General features: G+C 70.1%; 15 protein-coding genes. 8 read left to right on the top strand and 7 right to left on the bottom strand.

What is annotated here, in order from left to right:
• Positions 1-22 precede the first annotated feature (22 nt).
• Complete coding sequence (locus ACYQ78_RS07330) at positions 23-1,012, bottom strand: cupin domain-containing protein (RefSeq protein ID WP_459799958.1); 990 nt, start codon at positions 1,010-1,012, stop codon at positions 23-25.
• A gap of 108 nt (positions 1,013-1,120) precedes the next feature.
• On the opposite strand from ACYQ78_RS07330, the gene ACYQ78_RS07335 reads away from it, so the two are divergent.
• The 4 genes from ACYQ78_RS07335 to ACYQ78_RS07350 are packed head-to-tail and all read left to right on the top strand — an operon-like array spanning position 1,121 to position 4,374.
• A complete protein-coding gene (locus ACYQ78_RS07335) occupies positions 1,121-1,444 on the top strand; it encodes a 2Fe-2S iron-sulfur cluster-binding protein (RefSeq protein ID WP_459799959.1) in 324 nt (107 codons plus the stop codon).
• Positions 1,441-2,664 carry an NAD(P)/FAD-dependent oxidoreductase gene (locus ACYQ78_RS07340; protein WP_459799960.1) on the top strand — a complete coding sequence of 408 codons (1,224 nt, stop codon included), beginning with the start codon at positions 1,441-1,443 and terminating at the stop codon, positions 2,662-2,664. Before ACYQ78_RS07335 ends, ACYQ78_RS07340 begins: the two co-directional genes overlap by 4 nt.
• A 37-nt stretch (positions 2,665-2,701) precedes the next feature.
• A complete protein-coding gene (locus tag ACYQ78_RS07345) occupies positions 2,702-3,628 on the top strand; it encodes an ATP-binding cassette domain-containing protein (RefSeq protein ID WP_459799961.1) in 927 nt (308 codons plus the stop codon).
• A complete protein-coding gene (locus ACYQ78_RS07350) occupies positions 3,625-4,374 on the top strand; it encodes an ABC transporter permease (protein ID WP_459799962.1) in 750 nt (249 codons plus the stop codon). The genes ACYQ78_RS07345 and ACYQ78_RS07350 overlap by 4 nt, the downstream gene beginning before the upstream one ends.
• Here the strand turns inward: ACYQ78_RS07350 and ACYQ78_RS07355 are convergent.
• The 4 genes from ACYQ78_RS07355 to ACYQ78_RS07370 form a co-directional block, all read right to left on the bottom strand.
• Positions 4,358-7,381 (bottom strand): BTAD domain-containing putative transcriptional regulator, encoded by a 3,024-nt coding sequence (locus tag ACYQ78_RS07355; RefSeq protein WP_459799963.1) that lies wholly within the window; start codon positions 7,379-7,381, stop codon positions 4,358-4,360. The genes ACYQ78_RS07350 and ACYQ78_RS07355 overlap by 17 nt on opposite strands.
• Before the next feature lie 73 nt (positions 7,382-7,454).
• The gene (locus tag ACYQ78_RS07360) at positions 7,455-8,459 is read right to left on the bottom strand and encodes an amidohydrolase family protein (protein ID WP_459799964.1); all 1,005 of its coding nucleotides are present in this window, start codon (positions 8,457-8,459) and stop codon (positions 7,455-7,457) included.
• Complete coding sequence (locus tag ACYQ78_RS07365) at positions 8,456-9,145, bottom strand: 4-carboxy-4-hydroxy-2-oxoadipate aldolase/oxaloacetate decarboxylase (RefSeq protein ID WP_459799965.1); 690 nt, start codon at positions 9,143-9,145, stop codon at positions 8,456-8,458. Before ACYQ78_RS07365 ends, ACYQ78_RS07360 begins: the two co-directional genes overlap by 4 nt.
• A 235-nt stretch (positions 9,146-9,380) precedes the next feature.
• Positions 9,381-10,499 carry a zinc-dependent alcohol dehydrogenase gene (locus ACYQ78_RS07370; protein ID WP_459799966.1) on the bottom strand — a complete coding sequence of 373 codons (1,119 nt, stop codon included), beginning with the start codon at positions 10,497-10,499 and terminating at the stop codon, positions 9,381-9,383.
• Between the two features lie 60 nt (positions 10,500-10,559).
• On the opposite strand from ACYQ78_RS07370, the gene ACYQ78_RS07375 reads away from it, so the two are divergent.
• The 4 genes from ACYQ78_RS07375 to ACYQ78_RS07390 all read left to right on the top strand — a co-directional run bounded on the left by ACYQ78_RS07375 (position 10,560) and on the right by ACYQ78_RS07390 (position 12,786).
• Positions 10,560-11,462, top strand: coding sequence for a substrate-binding domain-containing protein (locus ACYQ78_RS07375; RefSeq protein ID WP_459799967.1), 903 nt, complete (start codon positions 10,560-10,562; stop codon positions 11,460-11,462).
• A gap of 8 nt (positions 11,463-11,470) precedes the next feature.
• Positions 11,471-11,992 (top strand): RpiB/LacA/LacB family sugar-phosphate isomerase, encoded by a 522-nt coding sequence (locus ACYQ78_RS07380; RefSeq protein ID WP_459799968.1) that lies wholly within the window; start codon positions 11,471-11,473, stop codon positions 11,990-11,992.
• A gap of 69 nt (positions 11,993-12,061) precedes the next feature.
• The gene (locus tag ACYQ78_RS07385; RefSeq protein WP_459799969.1) at positions 12,062-12,397 is read left to right on the top strand and encodes a PadR family transcriptional regulator; all 336 of its coding nucleotides are present in this window, start codon (positions 12,062-12,064) and stop codon (positions 12,395-12,397) included.
• Positions 12,394-12,786: a DUF1048 domain-containing protein gene (locus ACYQ78_RS07390; RefSeq protein WP_459799970.1), complete on the top strand. Its 393-nt coding sequence runs from the start codon at positions 12,394-12,396 to the stop codon at positions 12,784-12,786. The genes ACYQ78_RS07385 and ACYQ78_RS07390 overlap by 4 nt, the downstream gene beginning before the upstream one ends.
• A 318-nt stretch (positions 12,787-13,104) precedes the next feature.
• Here ACYQ78_RS07390 and ACYQ78_RS07395 read toward each other — a convergent pair whose 3' ends face one another.
• A complete protein-coding gene (locus ACYQ78_RS07395; RefSeq protein WP_459799971.1) occupies positions 13,105-13,947 on the bottom strand; it encodes an alpha/beta fold hydrolase in 843 nt (280 codons plus the stop codon).
• A 96-nt stretch (positions 13,948-14,043) separates the two neighbouring features.
• Entirely contained in the window at positions 14,044-14,862 is an 819-nt protein-coding gene (locus tag ACYQ78_RS07400) for a 3-methyl-2-oxobutanoate hydroxymethyltransferase (protein WP_459799972.1), read from the bottom strand.

Genomic DNA, 14,862 nt, shown 5'->3' on the forward strand with positions numbered 1-14,862 from the left:
GCACCCGCCCTTCGGCGGTGTCTCAGGAGGAGGCGGGCTCGAAGTAGTGGACGTTGTCGTAGCCGAGGTGCTTGAAGACCCGGTTCTGCGCGTTGAACAGGCGCAGAGGAGTGCCGTCGGCGGCGAAGATCTGGCAGATGTGGTTCTGCGGGACGTAGAGGGTGTCGCCGCGGGTGATCTCGTAGCGCTTCGGCTCCAGGGCGACGCGCGCGTAGTACTTCTCCGCGATCTCGGCCTCGACCTCCCACTGGAGGGCGTAGCCGCCGCCGTCGAGGACGTAGTAGACCTCGTCGGCCATCTTCCAGTACTTCCCGCTGCGCCCACCTGCGGGGATGTCGAGCTCGAAGGCGTCGATGCTGAAGATGCGCCCGTCGGTGTGGGCCGGGGAGGCCATCACGCGGACGCGGCCGAGCTCGGTGTCCTCCCACTCGGTGTCGGCGGGGCTGATGACCTTCTTGCGCTCCAGCACACCCGGGGTCCAGATGCGCGACCAGTCCTCCCGTTCGCCGAACTCCGCCGGGCGGTCGATCGGCGCCGACCGGCCCTGCTGGATGAGGCCCATGAACATCCAGGTGCTCTTGGCCTTCACGACCAGCGCGACCGCGCGCTCCAGGTAGGGGTTGAAGTGGCGGTGCACCGAGTCGGTGTGCACGTAGACGAGGTCGTCCTTGGCCCAGTCGTAGCGCTGGTCGTCGTGGATCTCGTAGCCGGCGCCCTCCAGGATGTAGAAGGCGGCCTCGTTCTGGTGGCCGTGCCCGTGGTTGGACGACTCGGGCGGCAGCTCCACGAAGTGGACCTGGATCGTCTGGGTGAGGAATTCCTCGTCGCCGGGTCCGATGCGCCACCAGGTGCGGCTCTTCTCGCTGTCGCCGGAATGGCCCACCTTCGCGTCGTCGACCACGACGCTGTCGTCGCGGACCCGGTTCCACGTCAACTGGCGGTTCCTGAACTCGTTCAGCCCGTAGGTCTGCGACGTCAGGCCGCGTACGAAGACACGTCCGCTCTTACCCAATGTCTTCTCCGTTCCTCGTCTCTCACTGGTCGAATGGTATAACCATTCCACTAGCTATCACAACCTCTCAGAAGGTATTATGGTTAGACCATTGAGAGGACGGTCAGAGTGCCTACGGTCACCTTCATCGCGGTCGACGGAACCCAGCGCACCGCGGACGCCCGTGCCGGAGAGTCGGTCATGGCGGCCGCCGTCCGCACCGGCGTCCCCGGCATCATCGGCGAGTGCGGCGGCAACGCCTCCTGCGCCACCTGCCATGTCTACGTGGACGCCGACTTCGCCGGGCTGGTGGGCCCCCCGAACGACATGGAGGACGACCTGCTCGACCTGGGCGTCTCGGACCGCCGCGAGACGAGCCGCCTGGCCTGCCAGATCAGCCTCACCGACGCCCTCGACGGCCTGGTCGTGACGACCCCCGAGGAGCAGCCGTGACCGCCGGGGTGCTGGTCGTCGGCGCCAGCCAGGCGGGCGTCCAGGTCGCGGTCTCCCTGCGCGACCTGGGCTACGACGGGCCGATCACCCTCGCCGGGGCCGAGCTCCACCCGCCCTACCAGCGGCCTCCGCTGTCCAAGGCCTACCTGAAAGACGCCACCGCCGCCCTCGACCTGCGCGACCCGGCCTTCTACGCGAGCCGCCGCATCGACCTGCTGACCGGAGAGCGGATCACCGGCTTCGCCGATCGGGGCGTCGCCCGCACCGACCGTGGCCACCTCCTCGCGTTCGACCGCCTCGCGCTGACCGTCGGCGCCCGGCCCCGGCGGCTGACCGTCCCCGGCGCCGGCCTCGACGGCGTCCGCTACCTGCGCGACCGCGACGACGCCGAGGCGCTGCGCGGCCACCTCGCCTCGGCCCGTCGCGTCGTGGTCGTCGGCGGCGGCTTCATCGGCCTGGAGATCGCGGCGGCGGCCCGGTCGCGGGGCTGCGAGGTGACCGTGCTGGAGGCCGCGCCCCGTCTGATGGGCCGCGCGGTCGACCCGGTGATCTCGGCGTTCTACCTGCGGGCCCACACCCGGCGGGGCGTTTCCGTGGTGCTGGACGCTCGGCTCGCCCTGATCGAAGGAGACTCCCACGTCACCGGGGTGAGACTGGCCGACGGCACCCGGCTGCCCGCCGATCTCGTCGTCGCGGGCGTCGGGGTGGTGCCGCGCACCGAACTCGCCTCGGAGCTGGGTCTGCTGGTCGACGGCGGGATCGTCGTCGACGCCCGCGCCCGCACCAGCGACCCCGAGGTGGTCGCCGCCGGAGACTGCACCGTCCAGCCGAACCCGCTGACCGGCGCGGGCCGCATCCGCATCGAGTCGATGCCCAACGCCATCGCCCAGGGCCGGGCGGCCGCCGCGACGCTCGCGGGCGCCCCGTCGCCCGCCGCCGACGTGCCGTGGTTCTGGTCCGACCAGTACGACCTCAAGCTCCAGATCGCGGGCGTCGCCGACGGCCACGACCAGGTCGTCGTGCGGGGTGATCCCGACGGGGAGTCGTTCTCGGCGCTCTACTACCGCGACGGCGAACTCCAGGCCGTCAACGCGGTCAACCGCGCCGCCGACTACCTGGTGGTGCGCAGGGCGCTGACCGGGCGCATCCCGCTTCCGGCGGATCTCGCCGCCCGCGCTGACGTGCCGCTGAAGGAGCTGCTCGCCGTGTCAGCACGGTGACCGGGCCGTATCAGGAGGGTCCGCGACCGTAGGACCCATGAACGGAACCGCGATCGCGGCCACGGGGCTGCGTAAGTCGTACAAGGACAAGGTCGTGCTCGACGGCATCGACCTCGACGTCCGGGCCGGCACGATCTTCGCGCTGCTCGGGCCCAACGGCGCCGGCAAGACCACGACGGTCAACGTGCTCAGCACCCTCCTCACCCCCGACGCCGGAACGGTCGTCGTCGGCGGGCACGACGTGACCGCCGAGACCCGGGCCGTGCGCGCCGCGATCGGGGTCACCGGGCAGTTCGCCGCGGTCGACGACCTCCTCACCGGCGAGGAGAACCTGCTGATGATGGCCGACCTCCTGCACCTGCCCAAGGCCGAGGGACGTCGGCTCGTCGCCGAGCTGCTGGCCCGGTTCGAGCTCACCGAGGCGGCGGGCAAGCCCGCGGTGTCCTACTCGGGCGGCATGCGCCGCAAGCTCGACCTGGCCATGACGCTGGTCGGCCAACCGAAGATCATCTTCCTGGACGAGCCCACGACCGGCCTCGACCCGCGCAGCCGCCGGACCATGTGGGAGATCATCCGCGAGCTCGTCGCCGACGGCACGACCATCTTCCTCACCACCCAGTACCTCGACGAGGCCGACCAGCTCGCCGACCGGATCGCCGTCCTCGACCAGGGCCGGATCGTCGCCGAGGGCACCGCCGCCGAGCTCAAGCGCCGGGTCCCGGGCAGCCACATTCGCCTGCGCTTCGCCGACCGGCACGAACTCGACGTCGCCGCCCAGGTCCTGCCCGAGTCGTCCCGCGACGACGACGAACTCACCCTGCGCGTGCCCGGCGACGGCGGGGTGCGCTCGCTCCGCGCCCTGCTCGACCGCCTCGACTCCCGCTCTGTGGACGTCGAGGACCTCTCGATCCACACCCCCGACCTCGACGACGTCTTCCTCGCCCTGACCGGAGGCACCAAGTGACCACCCTCGCCGACTCCACGACCATGCTCCGCCGCAACGTCCGGCACGCCGTCCGCAACCCGGTCGCGGTCATCAACGCCCTGCTGCTGCCCCTCTTCCTGATCTTCCTGATGGTGTACGTCCTGGGCGACGGCTTCGACGTCGGGATCGACTACATCGACTACGTGACCCCCGGCCTGATCATCATGACGATCTGTTACGGCGTCACGTCCACCACGATCGCGGTGAACTCCGACATGACGACCGGGTTCATCAACCGACTGCGGGTCATGGACATCTCGCGGGCCGCCGTGCTCAACGCCCACGTGATCGTGAGCGCGGTGCGCAGCCTGCTGGCCATCGCGGTCGTCGTCGGGATCGCGTTCCTGCTGGGGTTCGACCCGGCCGCCGATCTGGGGCAGTGGCTCGGCGCGGTCGGTGTCATCGTGCTGGCGGTGGTGGCGATCACCTGGCTGACCGTGGCGTTCGGGCTGGCTGCCAAGAACCCGGAGAGCGCGAGCATCATCGCCGTCCCGCTGATGCTGCTGCCCTTCCTGAGCAGCGCGTTCGTCCCGGCCGAGAAGATGGGGCCCGGGGTCGCGCAGTTCGCCGAATACCAGCCCTTCAGCTCGATCATCGACGCCCTGCGCGGGTTGCTGGCAGGGGCTCCCTCGACCGGGTCGGTCGTGGCGGCCGTCGTCTGGTGCGTGGCGATCACGCTGGTCAGCTACGTGTGGGCGCGGGCGACCTTCAGCAAGCGAGTGTGACCTCGGCCAGCTCGCGCCAGTCACGGCGCCTACCCTCGTCGATCGCCTCGGTGAACACCCGTTCGCCGAGGCGATCCTGCGTCGTGGCGGCGATCCTGACGGCGTCGGGCAGCGAGCGGTCGGGGGTGCCGCGCACCGCGTCGGCGGCCCCGAGCAGCCGGGCGGCCTGCTCGTGGTCGCCCTGGCGCAGGGCGAGGTCGGCGAGCCCGACCAGCGCCATGGCGATCATCGGCGGATAGCCGCTCGCCTCGGCGGCGCGGTAGGCCTCGGTGCGGTAGCCGAGGGATTCGGCCAGGTCGTCGGCCAGGTAGCCGTACATGTCCATGGCCGAGGATCGCAGCCAGCCCGCCAGGTCGTCGTCGCCCAGCAGCGTCCCCGCCGTGGCGAGCCGGCGGCGGGTCTCCTCGGGCTCACCCCGCCAGCGGGCGAGCTGGCCCTGCGCGATGGCCAGTTCCGCGAGGACGTTGGGCCAGGTGATGCCCTCGACGAGCCGCTGCGCCTCGGCCGTCGCGGCCGCGCTGGCCGCCTCGTCGCCGAGCAGCCAGTGGAGCTGGGCCTGGCGGGCGCGGAGGCCGACGACGTCCTCGGTCGAACCCACCTCGGTCAGGGCGGTGACCGCTTCGTCCAGGAGCCCGCAGGCGCGGTCGAAGTCGCCGCGCATGGCGAGCCGGTCGGCCAGGAAGGCCAGCGCCGACGAGATGCCCCACCGGTCGCCCACCGCCCGGAACCCCGCGAGGGAGATCTCGACGTCGGCGTCGACACCGGTCGCGTCGCCGCCGACCGTGAGCCGCAGCCGGGCCCGGCTGAGCCTGGCCTGCGCGCTCACCCACGGGTCGTCGTCGGAGACCAGCGGGTCGAACGCGGCCAGGAAGTTCTCCGGATCCCGCAGCATCCGCTCCAGCGGGACGATGAACCCGAGCATCTGGTGCCGGTAACCGCCCTGCACGGCCAGCCGGTGCCCCTCCAGGATCCACCGCTCCGCCTGGTACTGGTCGCCGCCGAGCCCCGAGGTGACGAACATCGTGACGATCATGTACGCCCGCGCCCGCACCTCGTCGGACACTTCACCGGGCAGCGAGGCCGCCGCGACGCTCAGCTCGGTGCCCTCACCCCGGTGCCCGGCCAGATACCAGTACCACCCCGCCGCCGCGGCCAGCCGCATCGCCTCCTCCGCCCAGCCCCCGGCGATGGCGCCGCGCAGGGCGGCGCCGATGTTGTCGTGCTCGGCCTGGAGCGTGGCCAGCCAGACGAGCTGGTCGGCCCGCCGCAGGTGGGGGTCGGCGGTCTCGGCCAGTTCGGTGAAGTAGGCCAGGTGGGCCCGGTGGGCCTCCTCGGTCTCCCCGGCCTCGGCGAGCCGGTCGGCGGCGTACTCCCTGATGGTGCCGAGCATCCGGTAGCGGGGCGTGCCCGTGTCGTCGGCGAGCAGCAGCGACTTCTCCACCAGCGCGGTCAGCAGGTCTTCTTCGCCGCCGACCCGTTCGGCCGCCTCCAGGCCCGCGCCGCCCGCGAACACCGACATCCGGCGCAGCACGCCGCGTTCGTCGTCGGTCAGCAGGTCCCAGCTCCAGTCGACGACCGCGCGCAGGGTGCGGTGGTGGGGGAGCGCCGTGCGGCTCCCGCCGGTCAGCAGGCGGAACCGGTCGTCGAGCCGGTGGGCGAGCTGGTCGACCGACATCGTGCGCAGCCGGGCCGCCGCCAGCTCGATCGCCAGCGGCATGCCGTCGAGCGCGCGGCAGATCCGCTCCATCGCCGCCAGGGCGGTCTCACCGTCGCCGGCGTCCTTGCGCACCAGGGACGCGCGGTCGCGCAGCAGCCGCAGCGCGGCGTCAGGTCCGAGGGGCTCGACCTGCCAGAGCACCTCGCCGGTGATGCCGAGCGGCTCCCGGCTGGTGGCCAGGATCCGCAGGCGCGTGCACTCGCCGAGCAGCCGGTCGGCGAACGCGGCGGCCTCCTCGATCACGTGCTCGCAGTTGTCGAGGATCAGCAGGATCGCCCGCTCCCGGAGGGCGGCGATCAGGCGGTCGACGGGCTCCCCGGCGCGTACACCACCCAGAAGTGCCTGGTCGCGCAGGCCGATCGCGGTGAGCGCGGCCTGCGCCAGGTCGCCGCCCGCCGCCACCGGGGCCAGTTCGACCAGCCAGGCGCCGTCGGGCAGGCCGGCGAGCAGGGTGCGGGCGGTCTCGGTGGCGAGCCGGGTCTTGCCGGTGCCGCCCATGCCGGTCAGGGTGACCAGCCGGTGGTCGGCGGCGAGGGCGGCGAGTTCGGTGACCTCGGCGTCCCGGCCGACGAGGCTGGTCAGCTCGGCGCGCAGGTTCGTGCGGCGCCGCTCGGTGCCCGCCTCGCCCCGCAGCAGGGCGGTGTGCAGCGCGGTGAGCTCGGCCGACGGATCGACACCGAGCTCCTCGGCGAGCCGTTCGCGCATGCGCTGGTAGACCGTCAGCGCCTCACTGCCCCGCCCCGCCTCGGCGAGCGCCCGCATCAGCGCCGCCGTGAACCCCTCGTGCAGCGGATGAGTGGCGACCAGGCCGGTCAGCTCGGAGACCAGCTCGGCGCCGTGACCGAGCCGCAGATCGGCCTCGACCCGGTCGCCGAGCGCGGCGAGGTGGAGATCGGTGAGCCGGGCGACGGCGGCGTCGAAGGTGTCGCTGCCGTGCAGCGCGATGTCGGCCAGGGCCGTGCCCCGCCAGAGCTCCAGCGCCGACCGCAGCAGTTCGGCCCGCGCGGGCGGTTCGGCGGCCCGCGCCCGGGCGACCAGCCGCTCGAACCGGGAGACGTCGACCGCGTCGGCGCCGACCGCCAGCCGGTAACCGCCGGCCTCGGCCGCGATCACGCCGTCGGGCAGCACGCGGCGCAGCCGGGACACCAGCGCCTGGACGGCGTTCACCGAGTCGGAGGGCGGCTGCTCCCCCCAGATCCAGTCGACCAGCCGCGCCCGGGTGACGATCCGGCCGGGTTCGAGGGCGAGCGCGGCCAGCAACGCCCGCAACCGGGCTCCTGGAACCTCCACCACTGACCCATCACCGTGACGGACCTCGAACGGTCCGAGCAAATCAACGCGCACCCGGCTAATAGTGCCGAACCTAGAGCCCTGCCGCGTTCAGCCGGGCGTCGAGACGGGGGTAGACGCGGCGCGCGTTTCCCTCCAGGATCTTCGTTCTGTCTTCTTCGGGGAGATCCAGGTTGTCCATGTAGCGCTTGGTGTCGTCCCAGTGGTGGCCCGTCTCCGGGTCGACGCCGCGGACGGCGCCGAACATCTCCGAGGCGAAGAGGATGTTGTCGGCGTCGATGACGCGGGCCAGCAGGTCGATGCCCGCCTGGTGGTAGACGCAGGTGTCGAAGAAGACGTTGCGCATGACATGGTCGGCCAGCGGGGGACGGCCGAGCCGGTCGGCCAGGCCCCGGTAGCGCCCCCAGTGGTAGGGCACCGCGCCGCCGCCGTGCGGGATCACGAACCGGAGCGCAGGGAACCGGGTGAAGAGGTCACCCTGGACGAGCTGCATGAACGCGGTCGTGTCGGCGTTGAGATAGTGGGCGCCGAGGGCGTGGAAGTTGGGGTTGCACGAGTCGGAGACGTGGATCATCGCCGGGACGTCGAGGTCGACCATGGTCTCGTACAGAGGAAACCAGAACGGGTCGGTGAGCGGCGGCCCGGACCAGTGACCGCCCGAGGGATCGGGGTTGAGATTGAGCCCGACGAACCCGAGCTCCTCGACGCAGCGCCGCAGCTCGGCGATCGAGCCGTCGAGCCCGCCGCCGGGGGTCTGGGGGAGCTGGCAGACGGCGGCGAAGTGCTGCGGGAACAGCTCGGTGACGCGGTGGACGAGGTCGTTGGAGGTCTCGGCCCAGTCACGGGCGATGTTGGGATCGGGGACGTGGTGGGCCATGCCCGACGCCTTCGGCGAGAAGATCATCAGGTCGCCGCCGCGTTCCCGGAGCATCTTGAGCTGGGTGTTCTCGACGCTCTCGCGGAGCTCGTCGTCGCTGATGACCGGTCTCGCCGGGCGGGAACCGGCGAGCTGCGCCTCGCGGAAGGCGGCCAGCGCCGGGGGAGCGGTGGTGTAGTGACCGTGGCAGTCGATGATCATTCGCCGGGCTCCTTGTCGACGTAGACGAGACCCTTGCGGGCCAGCCGCTCCCGCATCCCGCCGACGTCGAGGCTCAGCTCTCCGGCCTGGTAGCGGGCACGGGAGCGGGCCTCCTTGTCCTCACGGGCACGGGAGGCGGCCAGGACGCCGGGCGCCTTCTGGCGCGGCACGACGACGACCCCGTCGTCGTCGGCGACGATCAGGTCACCGGGGTTCACGAGCTGACCGGCGATGACGAGCGGGCGGTTGACGTCACCGAGGGTCTCCTTGACGGTCCCGAAGGCGGAGACGCACTTCGACCAGACGGGGAACCCCATGGCGGTCAGCTCGGCCACGTCCCGGCAGCCCGCGTCGATGACCAGGCCCCTGACCTTCCGGGCGCGGAGCGCGGTGGCGAGCAGCTCCCCGAAATACCCGGCATCGGACGGCGTCGTGGGGGAGACGACCAGCACGTCCCCCTCCTGACACTGCTCGACGGCGACGTGGATCATCCAGTTGTCCCCGGGCGGCACACTGACCGTGACCGCAGGCCCGCAGACATGGGCACCCGCGTAGATGGGCCGCAGCCGAGAGTCCAGCAGCCCGGTCCTTTCCTGAGCCTCGTGAACGGTGGCGACCCCCAGCCCGACGAATCCGTTGACGATCCCGGCCCCAGGCCGAGGGATGTCGCGAACGACGATGCTCATGACCGGCCTCCTGTGCAGGCGGCGACCGTTCCTCGGGCAAGGCGCATGTCGTGGCTTGCTCTGGCTCTCCCGCTGGGCTCTGCGTTGCCCGCTGTGCGAAGGCGGACGGTCGCTGCTCGGGCAAGGCGTGTGTCGCCTGCAGCGATGACTTTCCGTTTAGGCTTCGTCTTTTCCGCTGTCCCAAGGCCAATGATCGCTCCTGGCTTGGGGCGCGCGATCTTTCGTACCGGAAATTTCATGACATGCCTTCGTTCGGCAAAACGGAGACGTGGATGACATCCGGGTCGCCCTCGCCTGCGACCGTTCTGACCGCTTTGTCGACGTCGCGTAGGCCGAACGTGTGCGTGGTGAGGAGGTCGAGCGGGAAGCGGTCGGAGGCCAGTTGGGCCAGGGCGAGTTCGCACGAGCGGAAGCTGTGCCCACGGGCGCTCTTGATGGTGATGGCCTTCTCGGTCACCTTCTTCACCGGGAAGTCGGGGAAGGCGGCCATCTCGCCCTGGATCAGCAACGTCCCGGCGCGGCGCTTGAGGGCGTCGATGCCGAGCAGGACGGGGGTGGTTCCGGCGCCGGAGGTGCAGTCGAGGACGACGTCGACGCCCCGGCCAGCGGTGACGTCCATGATCTGGGTCAGCGCGTCGCCCCGGGTCACGTCGATGACGTGGTCGGCGCCGAGCGTCTTGGCGAGTTCCAGGCGGGCGGTGTCGCGGGCGGTGCCGGTGACGATGATGGTCGAGGCGCCGGCCTGCTTGCACGCCACCGTCTGGGCGAGTCCCTGCTGGCCGGGCCCCTGGATGAGCACGGTCGAGTCGTAGCCGACCTTCGCGTCGAACAGCGCCCACTCGATGCCGTTCGACATGGGCGTCGCGATCCCGGCGCGCTCGGCGGTCACACCGTCGGGGACCCGGTGCAGGATGGCGTTCCAGGGCAGGTACATGTACTGGGCGAAACCGCCCCACAGGTGGAAGGGCTTGTCGGCCGAGGTGTAGCCGTAGCGGCGCGCGTCGGGGTTGGTACGCCAGTCGGTGTTCTCGCAGTGGCGGTATTCGCCCTGGTGACACCATTCGCAGCGGTGGCAGGCCACGTAGTGTTCGACGAAGACCCGGTCGCCCTCCTGGAGCCCCTGCCGTTCCAGGAAGGTCTTCCCGGCGCGGGCGATCACGCCGACGTTCTCGTGGCCCATGATCACCGGTTCTTCGATGACCGGTTTCCGGTACATCTTCACGTCGGTGCCGCAGATCCCTGCCACCTCGACCTTGAGCAGCGCTCCGTCGTCGGGGACGTCGGGCATCGGGTATTCACGGAACTCCGTGGTGCCTGCGGCGGTGCGCACCGCGGCCAGAACATGCTCTGCCATGGACGACACCCTAGCGAAGGTCTATTGGTATTACCATAAGACGTGCTACGGTCTCTCGTCATGGCGCTCTCCATCGTGACCCGCACCCAGGGCAGCAACGAAGCCCTCAAGAGCGGCGCCGTCGTCCCCGACGGCTTCACGCTCGACTTCCACGAGGTGCCCGTGCTCGTCCAGGCGTTCCGCCGGATGGTGCGCACCCTGGAGTGGGACGTGTGCGAGATGGCGTTCACCACCTACCTGTGCGCGAAGGAACACGGCGCCCCGTTCACAGCCCTTCCGATCTTTCTTGTACGCGGCCTCCACCACGCCGCCATCCTCCGCTCCGAGACGGTCAGAACCCCCGCCGACCTGCACGGACAACGGGTCGGCGTCAACCGCGGCTACACGGTGACGACGGGTGTCTGGGCCCGCGGCATCCTCGCCGACGACTACGGCGTCGACCTCGACCAGGTGACCTGGGCGCGCTCGTCCGACGAGCACGTGGCCGGCTACGAACCCCCGCCGAACGTGGTCGACCTGCCGGGGGGATCGGATGTGGCCGCGCTGGTCGCGTCCGGTGACCTGGCCGCGAGCGTCGGCACCGAGTCGGATACCCTCCCGACGCTCATCCCGGACGCCGAAGAGGCGGCCTACGACGCCCTGCTCCGTCGGGGCCTCTACCCGATCAACCACCTGGTGGTCGTCAAGGACGGCCTCCTGGCCGAACATCTCGACCTCGCTCCGGCCTTGTTCGAGGCGTTCTCCGAGGCCAAACGGCGCTATGTCGACCGCCTGGACGCGATCGCCTCGCCTTCGAAGGTCGATCTCCTGCACCGCAGGGTCAGGGACATCACCGGCGAAGACCCGCTGCCCTACGGTGTCGCCCCGAACCAGGCGATGATCGACGAACTGATCCGGCACGCCCTGCACCAGAAGATCATCAAACGGGCGCCCGCCATGGCGGAGCTCTTCGCGACCGTTTAGGGGCCGAAATGCGCATCGCCCTCGCCGCCGACCACAACGGCATCGCCATGAAATCGCGCCTGGTGGCCTGGCTAACCGACCAGGGCTACGAGGTCGACGACCTGGGCTCTCACGCCGGCGATCTCGGCCCTCGCGGCACCGACCTGCCCTCCCATGGCGCCGATCTGGCCTCTCATGGTCATGGCCTCGGCTCTCGTGGGGGCGGCGTGGTTGACTACCCGGCCCTGTGTGTGGCCGTCGCGGGGCGGGTGACCTCTGGCGCTTGTGAACGCGGCATCGTCGTCGGTGGCACTGGTGGCGGTGAGGTCATCGCCTGCAACAAGATCCGGGGAATCAGGGCCGGGCTCGGTCACTCGGTGTTCCTGGCGGAGATCTCCGCCGCCCACAACGACACCAACGTGCTGGTCCTGGGCGCGAAGGTGATCGGCGAGGATGAGGCGCTGCGGATCGTCGAGGTCTGGCTCACCACGCCGTTCAAGGGCGGCGTCCACCAGAATCGGCTCGACCAGATCGCCGCGCTGGAGCGGTAGCCACCTCTGCTATTCAGCGTTACTATGTACTAGTAGCTAGCGACGCTGATTAGCTTCCAAGGGGGTGCGGTGGGCAAGCAGTTGACCGAGATGCTCAAGGGAACGCTCGAGGGCATCGTCCTCGCGATCCTGCTCGGGCGGCCGGCCTACGGCTACGAGATCACCGCCTGGCTGCGCGACCAGGGCTTCTCCGACATCGCCGAAGGCACCATCTACGCGCTGCTGGTCAGGATCGAGCAGCGCGGCCTCGTCGACGTGGAGAAGGTCCCGTCCGAGAAGGGGCCGCCGCGCAAGGTCTACTCCCTCAACGCCACCGGACGGGCGTACCTCGAAGAGTTCTGGAGGAACTGGAGCTTCCTCGCCGAACGGCTCGACCAGCTCCGCGAAGGAGAAGCACGGACATGACGACGGAATCGGGCGAGCAGAAGAACCGCTACCTGAAATACCTGGAGGTCCTCACCGGATCTCTGGCCCAGAAGCGGCAATACCGCGAGGTCAAGGCGCGGATGGAGCGCCTGCCGGCCGGATATCGCACGTCGATCGAGGCACTCCAGCGCTACATGATGTTCTTCGGACCGGGCAAGGCCGACAGCCTGCTGACGATGCTGGAAGATCTCACGGATCTCTTCGAGCAGAGCGCGGCGTCCGGAACCCCGATCCGCGAGGTCGTGGGAGACAACCCGGTCGAGTTCGCCGAGGAGTTCCTCCGCAACTACCCGGAAGGCCAGTGGATCAGCAAGGAACGGGAACGCCTCACCAACGCCATCAACCAGGCTGCGGCCGACCGGTCATGATGTCAGGCCAGTGATGTCGTACCAGTGCGCCATGCCAGTAAAGGCCTAGAGATGCCGGCCTAGAGATGCCGGCCTAGAGATGCCGGGCCAGTCGGTCCGGAGCTCGTGGTGGCCAGTCAGACAATTCGGGCGTAGGTCGTTGTCGGAGAAACTCCGGCCTCTCGTTCTAGGAACTGAGAGGCGCTTTTCGGGCTCGCGTTCGCGGTCTTCTGAGGGATCGCGTTCGAGGTGCTCCGTGGGATGGGGCCCGAGATGGGGTGCTCGCCCGGCTCCACTTGACTCGGCTTGCCCTGCTTGATGCATGGCCCGTTAGGTCTCCTAGCTCAGGAAGGTGAGCAGCCGCTCCGTGACGGCCTCCCTGGTCTGGCCCGCGACAGGCATGTCCCAGTAGTCGGCCTGCGGGAGACATTCCTGCAGGTAGCGGGCGGCAGACGGGGCGTGTGAGGCATCTTCCCCCGGGACGATCAGCGCGGGGATGTCGAGCCGCATCAGGTCCTCCGGCTCGGGTCCCGGCACAGTGTCCCGGTCGAACATCGTCCGTGCCAGACCGGCCACGAGGGCGAGGTACCGGCCCTGGTCCAAGCAGGTGAACGCCTCCGCGAACTCCGCTTCACGCCGCAGAACGGTCACCCACGGCCCCGGCCGAGGGTCCTTCGTGAACCCCGCCGTCGTCGCCAAAGCCAACTCGACCGCACCTGCCAGCCCATGCTCACCGACATAAGCGATATGTCGGGCGAGCCGCTCATGCTGGGCGATCCGGTAGCGCGGACCACCGGCAGGAGAGAAGAGCACCATGCCCTGGGTCGCCGACGGATAGTTGACCGCGAACACGGCCGTGATGGAGCACCCGACACATCCCCCCATCACGTGAGCACGCTCGACCCCGAGATGGTCGAGCAGCCCTTTGCCCTGCCTGGCGTAGTCGAGCCACGTGACCCGCTCCACCCGGCCCCCCGACCGCCCGGCCTCCCGCCGATCGAAGGTGATCAGCGTGAACCGATCCGACAGCTCGTCGAGCAGCCCAAGCCGCTGGTAAATCCCGTGGGACCGCCAGTTGTCCCGCACGGCGTTGAACCCCCCGGGCGAGAACATCAGCAGCGGCGGTCCATCCCCGATCGTCTCGTAATCGGTGACGATGCCGTCGACGAGCACGGTAGGCACGGTGTTCTCCAAACGGTCGCGCTGTTCATGGTGGGTAGTGCGGGCAGTGGAGGTGGACTCACGGCCGACCCGGTCCCCACGTGGGCGTGCTCGGGTTCAGGTGCGTGCCCCGCCCTTGATCTGCTGGCCGGCCCGCACATCGGCCGCGTAAGCGGAGAGGGCGTCGTAGCTGATCTGGGCGACGTTCGCGTAGGTGTCGGCCGGTTTGTCGAGGGAGGAGGCCGCGTAGCCGATCGCCGCGGTGGCCATGCGCATGCGGCCGTCCAGCCACGGACCACCGCCATGCCCGCCGACCACCGGGATCGACACCGCCGCCGCGACCGCGGCACCCGCCACCGGCCCCGAGTTGGTGAAGTTCAGCAACGAAGCCCCAGCGGCTTCGAGCGCGCGGGCCTCCTCGACCAGGGCGTCGGTCATCTCCGGCGGCACCTGAAGGCTCGCACCGGGATCGGACGCATACGCCACCCCGTACCGCAAAGCAGTCTGCGGCGTCACCCCGAACTGGGCGAACACCGGAATCCCGGCCCGCTCCACCGCGCGAACGGCATCCAGGTGGTCAGCGGCGCCGTCGAGTTTCACCAGGTCGACCCCGGCCTCCTTCACCAGCCGGATCGCCGCCCGCACCGCCTCCGCGGGCCCTTCCTGAAGCGGCCCGAACGGGAAATCGCAGGTCACCAGCGCCCGCGACACCCCCCGCCGCACCGCCTGCGCCACCACGATCATCTGGTCGAGCGTCACCTCGAGCGGGTTCGGCTGCCCCCACAGGTTGATGCCGACCGTGTCGCCCACCGACACGATGTCGACGCCCACCCGGTCGACGATGCGGGCCATCTGGTAGTCCCACGCCACCACGCCGACGATCTTGCGGCCGTCGCGCTTCATCCGTCCCAGCGAGGGGATGGTCACCTGTTCCAC

Source organism: Herbidospora sp. RD11066 (assembly GCF_054661255.1).